Annotated in this window: 11 protein-coding genes; 6 read left to right on the top strand and 5 right to left on the bottom strand. The window is 45.9% G+C overall.

Annotated elements, in window-relative coordinates; genetic code table 11:
* From IM322_RS21435 to IM322_RS21425, 3 genes are all read left to right on the top strand, one after another.
* A partial coding sequence (locus tag IM322_RS21435; protein WP_287687481.1) for a zinc ribbon domain-containing protein occupies positions 1-232 on the top strand: 232 nt, incomplete at its 5' end.
* A gap of 134 nt (positions 233-366) precedes the next feature.
* Positions 367-975 carry a DUF3782 domain-containing protein gene (locus IM322_RS21430; protein WP_287699218.1) on the top strand — a complete coding sequence of 203 codons (609 nt, stop codon included), beginning with the start codon at positions 367-369 and terminating at the stop codon, positions 973-975.
* A 234-nt stretch (positions 976-1,209) separates the two neighbouring features.
* Positions 1,210-1,866, top strand: coding sequence for a Uma2 family endonuclease (locus IM322_RS21425; protein WP_287674401.1), 657 nt, complete (start codon positions 1,210-1,212; stop codon positions 1,864-1,866).
* Between the two features lie 6 nt (positions 1,867-1,872).
* On the opposite strand, the gene rpsF is transcribed toward IM322_RS21425, so the two are convergent.
* Positions 1,873-2,262, bottom strand: a complete 390-nt coding sequence (rpsF, locus tag IM322_RS21420; RefSeq protein WP_287078278.1) for a 30S ribosomal protein S6 — start codon at positions 2,260-2,262, stop codon at positions 1,873-1,875.
* Between the two features lie 145 nt (positions 2,263-2,407).
* On the opposite strand from rpsF, the gene IM322_RS21415 reads away from it, so the two are divergent.
* Positions 2,408-3,199 carry a fumarylacetoacetate hydrolase family protein gene (locus IM322_RS21415; protein ID WP_287674402.1) on the top strand — a complete coding sequence of 264 codons (792 nt, stop codon included), beginning with the start codon at positions 2,408-2,410 and terminating at the stop codon, positions 3,197-3,199.
* On the opposite strand, the gene tpiA is transcribed toward IM322_RS21415, so the two are convergent.
* A complete protein-coding gene (gene tpiA, locus IM322_RS21410) occupies positions 3,186-3,911 on the bottom strand; it encodes a triose-phosphate isomerase (protein ID WP_287674398.1) in 726 nt (241 codons plus the stop codon). The genes IM322_RS21415 and tpiA overlap by 14 nt on opposite strands.
* 377 nt (positions 3,912-4,288) lie before the next feature.
* Here tpiA and IM322_RS21405 point away from each other — a divergent pair, with 377 nt between their 5' ends.
* Positions 4,289-5,053 carry a metallophosphoesterase family protein gene (locus IM322_RS21405; RefSeq protein ID WP_287674396.1) on the top strand — a complete coding sequence of 255 codons (765 nt, stop codon included), beginning with the start codon at positions 4,289-4,291 and terminating at the stop codon, positions 5,051-5,053.
* Here the strand turns inward: IM322_RS21405 and IM322_RS21400 are convergent.
* From IM322_RS21400 to pgl, 3 genes are all read right to left on the bottom strand, one after another.
* On the bottom strand, positions 4,972-6,219 hold the full coding sequence (locus IM322_RS21400; RefSeq protein ID WP_287674394.1) for a site-2 protease family protein: 1,248 nt from the start codon (positions 6,217-6,219) through the stop codon (positions 4,972-4,974). The two genes, IM322_RS21405 and IM322_RS21400, sit on opposite strands and share 82 nt — an antisense overlap.
* Positions 6,220-6,351: 132 nt before the next feature.
* Positions 6,352-6,978, bottom strand: coding sequence for a double zinc ribbon and FHA domain-containing protein (locus tag IM322_RS21395; protein ID WP_287674390.1), 627 nt, complete (start codon positions 6,976-6,978; stop codon positions 6,352-6,354).
* Between the two features lie 66 nt (positions 6,979-7,044).
* The gene (gene pgl, locus IM322_RS21390; RefSeq protein WP_286824700.1) at positions 7,045-7,767 is read right to left on the bottom strand and encodes a 6-phosphogluconolactonase; all 723 of its coding nucleotides are present in this window, start codon (positions 7,765-7,767) and stop codon (positions 7,045-7,047) included.
* Between the two features lie 324 nt (positions 7,768-8,091).
* On the opposite strand from pgl, the gene IM322_RS21385 reads away from it, so the two are divergent.
* A complete protein-coding gene (locus IM322_RS21385; protein ID WP_287674388.1) occupies positions 8,092-8,883 on the top strand; it encodes an HpsJ family protein in 792 nt (263 codons plus the stop codon).
* The last annotated feature ends 467 nt before the right edge of the window (positions 8,884-9,350 follow it).

Raw genomic sequence — 9,350 nt, 5'->3', positions numbered from 1 at the left:
TTGCGGGAATATCGGCGGGAAAAAGGCGTTAAATATCCGTGAGTGGGAATGTCTTTTCTGTGGAACTTTTCATGATCGAGATGTAAACGCTGCGGTAAATATCAAGGTCGCCGGAGGACATTCGGAGACTTTAAATGGACGGGTCGGAAAGCGTAAGACTTCTGTTAAAGAAGCAGCATCCCGGGTCGCGTCAACCCCATTCAGCGACCATTCTAAAAAGGTGGCGTGGTGAGGAATCGCCGTCCGTTTTACGGCGGCGAGGATGTCAACGCTCTCTTCTGTCAAAGGCAGAAGCACTATCTTCTTCATGAATCGGCAAAATTCACTAAAATAGCAATAGACCAAATCAGAGAGAAAAAATTAGCTATGGCAACTACATCCGAAGACGTATGGCGACTCTTAGCCGAATTAGCGACTGCTCAAGCTGAATTAACTGCCGCTCAAAAAGAAACTGACAAACAACTGAAGGAAGTTAGTCAGCAACAGAAGGAAAACGCGCAACAACAGAAGAAAACTGACAAACAACTCAAAGAATTAGGGCAGCAAATTGGGGGACTCGGTGCCAAATTCGGCAGCTTTACCGAAGGACTTGCCCTTCCTTCAATGGAAAAGATTCTCAGACAACGCTTTGGTATGGAAGTTGTTAGTCCTAGTGTGCGAGTCAGTAAAGATGGAAAACACCTAGAAATTGATGTTCTTGCCTATACCAATGGTGAGCTAAATACTGCTTATATCGTCGAGGTTAAAAGTCATGCCAGAGAGGAGTCTATTTCACAATTAAAAAGCATTTTGCAACGGTTTCGCAGCTTTTTCCCTGAACACAAAGATAAAAAACTCTATGGCATATTAGCGGCGGTTCATTTATCATCAGAATTACGGGAAAAAATTCTGCAAGAAGGGTTTTATGTGGCTCGGATTCATGACCAAGTATTTGAATTGGATATTCCCGATAATTTTCAACCTCGACTTTATTAAAAATTTAGATGTAATCCTAAATCCTGTTATTAAAAACTGATTATTTATTCCCCCTTTCGCCGTTCGGCGGTTCGACCGACCTCACCGTCGAAGCCTTTTGCCTGTCCTGATATGTAGCCTATACTCAACGGATTTAGTATAAGGCAAAGCCGTCCTAAAAGCACGGGGTTTCAAACCGAGGATTTGCGATGATACAATAAAGTTAGGCAAAAATGCGATCGCAAGAGATAAAGCATGGTTCAAGCACCCATCGAACCCCAACTTTTCTATCCTGACTCCGACGGTAAACCTATGTCCGACAACACAGTTCAATATCGCTGGATTGTTCGCTTGGTTGCCAATCTCAAGTATTTATTTAAGGAGCAAACCGTCTTTGTCGCCGGGGATTTGCTCTGGTATCCCCAGCAGGTAACTGTACCACCCGCTCCCTGTCAAGCTCCTGATGCCATGGTGGTTTTCGGTCGTCCACCGGGTGAGCGCGGCAGCTATAAACAATGGGAAGAAGACAATATTGCTCCCCAGGTGGTGTTTGAAATCCTCTCTCCGAGCAATAGTGCCAGGGAAATGCTCAAAAAGCAGTCTTTCTATCGGGAGCATGGGGTATTAGAGATGTTTTTCTATGACCCAGACTCCCATGATTTCTGGGGATTGGTGCGGGCCAATCAGCAAGAGGATTTTTTCCCGGTAACGGCCTTGAATTTTCCTTGGACTTCCCCAATACTAGGGATTCGGTTTGAGATGTTTGAAGAGGGTTTAGAGGTCTTTTATCCCAATGGGGAACGATTTAAAGACCCTGAAACCCTCTTTGAGGAACGCGACCAAGCACAACAAGAACGCGATCGCGCTTTTGCCCGATTACGGGAATTGGGCATTGATCCGACACAGTTGTGACTATAATTAATCTTCAGCGGAGATACCGTCATCTTCCACCACCGCTTCGGTGATAGGAGAGGGCGGAATTTCCGTTAAGGGAGATAAATCGGCAGGGGGGGCCACCACGCGATCGAGTTTTAGGGTTAAATAACGAATAACCTCATCACTTAAACGCATGGTGCGTTCCATGGGGGCGACTTGTTTGCCGGTTGCCTGATAATTCATCTGCACATAGACACCATCATTGAGTTTTTTGATGGGATAGGCCAGACGTTTTTTACCCCACACCTTAACTTCAATGTCTGTGGCGCTGTGTTCGCTAATCAGAGTCCGATAACGTTCCACTTGTTGCTGAACGACTTCTTCCCCTAAATCGGGACGGAGAATGTAAAGAGTTTCGTAGTTATTGCTCATGTCAGAATCCTTATGGACTAGAAGGCTTCTTTGTCAAGGCCAGGAGTTAATTGATTTTCATAACTCTCTAGCTTTTAATAAAGAAGCAAGGATATATGATCATACTACTATCCGAGAGTCGATCGCTAGTCATTCCCAGAAAAATATGGCGCAACGCTATGTACGAGTGAAACATCGTCAAGGACAAATCTTCTACGGACTGTTACAGCTAAACCGTAGCGTTGCCGTCTTTGATGCCCCTCCCTGGCAAGGAGGGCAACTAACCAAACTAGAATTAGAATCTGATAGCTACCAACTATTAGCCCCCTGTTTCCCGTCGAAAATTATTGCCGTGGGCAAAAATTACCGCGCCCACGCCGCCGAGATGGGAACACCTGTACCAGAAGAACCGCTTTTATTTCTCAAGCCACCGACGACAATTATTGCCGATGGTGAACCGATTTTTTATCCGCCCCAATCCCAAAGAGTGGATTATGAAGGAGAATTGGCATTAATTATCGGAGAAACCGCCAAAAACTGCACCACAGCCCAGGCCAGAAGCAAAATCTGGGGTTATACCATTGCTAACGATGTCACCGCTAGGGATTTACAGAAAAAAGATAGCCAATGGACGCGGGCGAAAGGATTTGACAGTTTTTGTCCCCTCGGCCCTTGGATTGTCCGGGAATTGAGTATCGGGGCCCAATTAACCACTTTTCTCAATGATGGCAGCGAACCCAAACAAAGCAGTTATCTCAGTGATATGGTTTTTCCCCCCGATGTCTTGGTGGCTTATATCTCCCAAGTGATGACCCTGCTGCCGGGGGATGTGATTTTAACGGGAACTCCCGAAGGAATCGGACCGATGCAGGTGGGGGATAAGGTTCGGGTGGAAATAGAAGGCATCGGGGTTTTGGAAAATAGCGTCATGGCAGCAGCATCAATTAACGATAATTAACAATGCGGGCGAAGACGGCGGGGTCTAGACTTGCCCCACCGACTAAAGCCCCGTTTATCTGCGATTGAGCCATAATTTCATCGATATTATCGGGTTTTACCGAACCACCGTACTGAATGGTTACTTCGGGATTATCTAATTGTTGCCGAATCAAACCGATAACGCGGTTCGCTTCCTCGCTTTCGCAGGTTTCCCCCGTGCCAATCGCCCAGATGGGTTCGTAGGCGATAACGAGGTTTTTTTGGTCAACATTGACTAAACCTGCTTGAATTTGCTTGATAATTACCTTTTCCGTTTCTCCGGCATCTCTTTGGGCTTTACTTTCTCCCACGCAGATAATCGGGATTAAACCTTGTTTTTGGGCAGATATGACCCTTAAATTGACGGTTTCATCGGTTTCGCCAAAATATTGCCGGCGTTCACTGTGACCGATAACCACATAGTGAACCCCAATTTCGGTTAACATATCCGCCGAGATTTCGCCCGTATAAGCCCCCGATTTTTCCCAGTGGACATTTTGCGCCCCCAGACGGATACGACCACCGTGGAGGGTTTTAGAGAGGACAGCTAAAGCGGTGAAAGGCGCGCAAAGAACTACTTCTCGGTCGTCGGGGGTTTCATCTAGATGGGATTTAAAATCTTGCAAAAACTCCAAAGCTTCTCTTTGGGTTTTGTACATTTTCCAGTTACCTGCAATAACAACTTTCGGCACAGCTTAATTAATTTAGTAGATTTGATAATTTATGGTACATTTTACTGTAAGCCTTTTTGTTACCCTAAGCAAGATCACCGATAATCGCTGTTTGTCGTGAACAGATTTCTTTAATACTTTTACCTGTACCTAGGGCTGGCTGAATAAATCTAAAAACTTTGTTGGATAAGGCTTTTAGACTTTTTTTCCCTCAAAAAGTGCCGACCATTGGAGTGATCGGGGGTAAAATTCCGGGACTTTTTCCCTGAAAATTAGGTAACTGACTACCTCAAAATCGGTAAAACCCTACACCCTACACCCTACACCCCACACCCTGCCCCCACGAAAAACTTTTTGCCGCAGACCCTACCTATGCCCTAGTCCCCTACCAAATCCTCATGCGAACCTTAGCGATCGGCGATATTCATGGTTGCTCGAAAGCTCTAGATCACTTGCTAGAGATCGTCAATCCCAAACCGCAAGATACTCTAATCACCCTCGGTGATTACGTTAATAAGGGCAGAGACTCGAAAGGGGTGATCGATCGCTTGATTTCCCTACATAAACAGGGAAATTTGATTCCCCTCAAAGGTAATCACGAGATTATCATGCTGCAAGCCCGTCATAACCCCCTCAAACAGCGTCTCTGGTTAGAAAAAGGCGGTAAAGCCACGCTAAAATCCTATAGCGAAGGCCACCTGATTAAAATTCCTGAATCTCACTGGGATTTTTTAGGAAAAGTCTGTATAAATAGCTACGAAACTGCAAATCATTTATTTGTTCACGCTGGTCTCGATCCCCATCTACCCCTGGCCAGACAACCAGAATACAAACTCTTTTGGGAGAAATTTCAAGATCCAGCCGCCCATAGTTCGGGAAAAACCATGATTTGTGGTCATACCAGCCAAAAAAGCGGTAAACCGATTAATCTCGGCCATGCCATTTGTATCGATACTTGGGCCTACGGTAAAGGCTGGTTAAGTTGTTTAGATGTGGAAACGGGGAAATTGTGGCAGGTTAACCAGGGAGGAAATTTTCGGATTAGCCATATTCAAGATTATTATCGTCCATCCTCTCTACGTCAGGACATTAAGGACGGTTCGCCGATTTTTGGCGGTTCACTCTTGTCAAGAGCGGCAGCAATGACATTTAAGGGCAAATAACTGGGATAAACTCCCTCGCGAGCGCGTTTAATATCCGTTTCCTCTAGGGGAAGTTGGTATTTAATCGCAATTGCCTTGAGGATATCGCCGCGATCGATCACTCCCGCTACGGCGGAGGCTGGTGTTAACACCGTGATCATTGGGTCCGGGATGGTTTCCAATTTCTGCACCACCGTCACTAAGGGGGTTTTTTCCTCAACAGTGGGAATTTCTGCGAGGGGATGGGCAATATCAAGCAGTTGTTTTTCTGACCAGAAACTCCGCTCGATCGCCTGTAAATCTTCCACCCGAATTAATCCCCGATAACGTCCCTCGGACGCAGCAAAATAAGCAGTATTGGCGGCTGCTTGGTCTAAAACGTATTCTTGGGCGAATTCCTCTAGGGTTTGATGGGCGTTTAAAACCCGCCAATTTCTGCTCATCACCTCTCCCGCTGTGAAATTGAGGAGACTTTCCTGTAAATTAGTCAAATTATCGTAGGCGCGGGCATTTCTGAGGATAAACCAGCCTATTAATCCTAACCAGGCACCCCCCACATCTGCCGTCAAGAGAACCAAGAAAATCCCCAAAATAATCCCCAACCAACCGATTAATTGACCACTGATCGCAGCCCAATGTAACCCTTTCCAGCGATCGCCGGTCGCTTGCCAGACGATTGCTTTGAAAATTTGACCCCCATCGAGGGGTAAACCGGGGATAAGATTAAATAGAGCCAAAAACAGGTTAATTATCGCTAAATGTCCGCATATATAGGTTAAATTGGCGTTTAAATAGGGTAAGTGACTGGCTAGGGATAAGAGACAAAACAGGAGAAAACTAACGAGGGGTCCAGCGATCGCTACTTGCAGGGCCTGGGGAGGAGTCCGAGATTCTCGATCGATCGAGGCCATACCTCCAAAGAGAAACAGGGTAATGGAATTGACCTGGATGCCTTGGGAACGAGCCATGAAACTATGACCTAATTCGTGGAATAAAACCGAGATAAACAGCAATAAAGCCATGATTAAACCAAGTAACCACGCTAAAACAGAACTCTGGGCGGCCAGAGACTGAATTTCTGCATCAGTGGCATTGATCAGGGTGACAAAAGCCAGAATCAAAAACCACGAGGAATCAATATAGAGAGGAATGCCCAATAAAGAGCCGATTCGCCAATTTGTACGCATAATTTTCAGTGGGGAAGTGGGGAAATGGGGAAATGGGGAAATGGGGAAATGGGGAAATGGGGAAATGGGGAAATTCAACTAAAACCCTAAAACCCTAACCCCTAACACCTGTCCCCTAACACCTGTCCCCTTTTAGGACATTTGGAAAATAAAAGTCATTTTGTCCCCTTTACCGAGGGAAATGCGATCGCCAGCCCGGAGACGATGACGATTGCCGGGGGGTAGGGGATTGTGATTAACGTAGGTTCCGTTAGCGCTGCCCGTGTCTTCGAGGTAATAGATGCCCGCTTCGACGCGGATATCGGCCTGAACCCGGGAGACGATATCAGAATCGGGAAAACCGGAAACATCGATATCGGGGGGAATGCGATCGTTAGGTTTGCCGATATGAATTACCGATAGATGTAGGGGTAATTCAATTTTGCTATCGGTTTGCAGGTGCTGCAAACTAGCTATTTCCGTCTGTAAGCGGGTGGCAGCCGGAACTGGTGGAGGAGCAACAGGAGGAGGTGCGATCGAGGCGACGGTGGGTGTAGGGACTGGTGGGACGGGTTCAGGTTCCGATTCGGGTTGGGCTGCCACCATGGGAACGGAATTAGGCGGTAAATTGTAGCCACACTGACCGCAAAAGGTGGCATCAGTTTGGATGGTTGCCCCACAACTAGGACAGGAAGACATCCGCGGCAAGGGAGTGTAACAGGCCTCGCATTGACTGGCCTCATCGGGGTTAGTATGTTCGCAATTAGGACAAACGATCATTTTTAAGGAAAAAGGAAAAAGTTAAAAAGCAGATTAGGGTTTTAGGGTTTTAGTTGACCCTATTCTCTAGACAAAAGAGGAACCAGCGGCCGCATCGAGCAACCAATATAATTCCCCGGCCGGGGGGTGGATGAGACGGGAAGGATAGGAGAAAGAGTCACCATAGGCAGAGAAAATCTCATGTAGAGCGGGGCGTTTACTTTCGCCGGCAGCGATAAAGATCACACAACGGGCCTGATTGATCAGGGGAACGGTAAAAGTTAAGCGGGGATTGCCGTCTTTCTCGCCGACGGTGATACAGCGATCGCTCACCGTTAAAGCTGCCGTGTGGGGAAAGAGAGAGGCGGTGTGACCATCATCGCCCATTCCCAATAAAATCAGGTCAAAAACGGGAAAATCGGGAGAATTGACCCCAAACCATTGGCGGAGATGATCATCGTATTTTTGGGCGGCCAGCTGGGGATCGGGGTCATCCGTGGGCATAGGATGAATATTAGCGGCCGGGATCGGTATGCGATCGAGCCATGCTAACCGGGCCATGCGTTGATTACTGTCAGGATGCTTGGGACTAACGTAGCGCTCATCTCCCCAGAAAACGTGAATTTTTGACCAGTCGAGGGGTTGAGAGGATAAAGCCTCGTAGAGAGGTTTCGGGGTACTACCGCCGGACAGAGCGATCGTAAAATAGTCCTGTTGGTCGAGGCTGGTTGTGATTTTTTCCAGAACCAGCGCCAGAGATTTTGCGATCAGAGCTTGTTTATCAGCTAAAACTTCCACCAATTTCTGCATGGGTTTTGTTATCAACTCAGGGGGCTGTCTTTACTATAGGCTAACCATTCAGGACTCATCTGAGAGCTTGGGAAAATTTTATTCTTTGAAAGGGATTAAGTTTACCGATACCATATTGAGGTAATATTTCTAGAGTCGATTCTCGAAGGGGGTTGACAAGCAGAACGATTTAACCATAGTGTTGGGCAGGAGGTCGAGCAAGAGTTAATTAGAAATTGCAGTTTGTCAGAGTGCCTCTCGGCAAAATCCTTCTGGGAACCCCCAGGGAGAACTTTTAAACAGGCTAATGAATCTATTCATTGACATACCATTACAGAAACAGCGATGAACAGCTTTACTTCTTTGTCCCTGAAATTAGCGGGATTGGTTTTCATTATTTCCTTCCTTTTGGATGGGTTTATCCTGCCGCTGCCCTATCGATTCAGTCAATCCCAATGGCAGGTAGGGTTCGTCACCACCTTTGTCGATCGAGGAATTGTTCCTCTCCTGGGTATCGTTCTCGTTTTAATCGCTTACTGGATTGACGCTAACAATAGAGATGTCATTCCTAGAAAATCCCGCTTTGAATTGCGTTGGCCGATCTTTTTGCTTTCTGCACTGTTAGGCTTAGTTTTTCTGTTGATGATTCCTGTTCATATCAATAATATCAACCAGATTAAAAACAACGCTTTGACTCAAATTGAACAGGGTGTTGACCAAGGGGAGGGACAAATTCAAGCTTTCTTAGCCCAGTTAAATACTCTATCGCAAAATCCCCAACTATTAGAACAGGAGATCTCTCAGAGAAATCAAGTAATTGAAACTGGTCGTTTCCAAGGACAACCGATCAACACGGAACAGTTACAGACCCTCCGCCAACAAAGAGAACAATTAACTAATTTACGGGATTTATCCAAAAAACCGAAGGAGTTTAAACAGCGATTAGATGAGATCAAAAATCAGCTACAAACTCAGCTGCAAGATCGACGAAAACAGGCAGAAAGCCAAGCTAACTTGGAGGCTTTGAAACAGTGGTTAAGAATTGGTATTCAAAGTATGTTGCTATCGATTTGCTATAGTTTGATCGGTTGGTTAGGCATTCGAGAACTAGGTAGTATGAAAAAACGCACCGCCTAAGCAGGGGGTTTATCTTAATGATGAAGTATAAAGTTTTCGTTTTCGGGAGTCAGAATTCTCCGAGTCAGGAGACGAGCGCAGACAAGAGCATACTTCATCCTTAGGATCAAAGCTGTAACTACTTAAATATTCAGCCACAAAGGGCATCATTTGCTGATGCTCTTTTATTTATTAGACCTTTTGCATAATTAATTTTTGGTGGTTCAAAAACGTCCTATAAGCTGTTCGTAATTTAAATTGCTTGTTGAGACGAGGCAATAGGCAATAGGCAAAAGGCAATGGGCAAGAGGCAAGAGGCAAGAGGCAAGAGGCAAGAGGCAAGAGGCAAGAGGTAAGCCCCCCCCGATGTTAGGGTTGATTCATTTAAATTAAGTACAGCTGATTTTGAGTCAATAAATTCGCCTGAAGATTCTCAAGTTGATCTTTCTCGAACCAAAAGAGTTAGTCACAATAACTAATCTTTAATC

It is taken from the genome of Microcystis sp. M109S1, from assembly GCF_020247025.1.
Lineage (GTDB): Bacteria > Cyanobacteriota > Cyanobacteriia > Cyanobacteriales > Microcystaceae > Microcystis.
This window is presented reverse-complemented; position numbering and strand designations above follow the sequence as displayed.